Origin of the sequence: Achromobacter sp. SIMBA_011 (assembly GCF_046535435.1) — a bacterium.
Classification (GTDB): Bacteria; Pseudomonadota; Gammaproteobacteria; order Burkholderiales; family Burkholderiaceae_B; genus Achromobacter; species Achromobacter dolens.
Map to the genome: position 1 here is coordinate 1 of NZ_JAWRWN010000589.1, position 265 is coordinate 265.

A 265-nucleotide genomic window follows, 5' to 3' on the forward strand; every position below is an offset into this window, starting at 1 on the left:
CCGTCGGATCGGCGGGCGCTCGATTACATGGTGAAAGTATCCGATATCCAAATCGCTCGTGAGACTTACATTGCGGCCAACTCTGCCGATTTTTCCTGGAGCAGACGGCGAATGACATCGGCGCCCAAATTTGTCAGATAATTCCGTAGGAATTTGACATATGGAAATAATTCACTTGTTCGAGAGATACCCAAATGACATTGACTGCCGACCGCAAGGACTTTGTTGACCCGGACACCTGTTGCCATCGATGCGTTACGAATGG

The 265-nt window shown here is 49.4% G+C and carries 1 protein-coding gene; it reads right to left on the reverse strand.

Annotated features, from left to right (window positions below; all coding sequences use genetic code 11):
• Positions 1 to 65: 65 nt before the first annotated feature.
• The coding region (locus tag SB816_RS32275; RefSeq protein WP_410548280.1) for a hypothetical protein at positions 66 to 265 on the reverse strand (200 nt) is incomplete at its 5' end.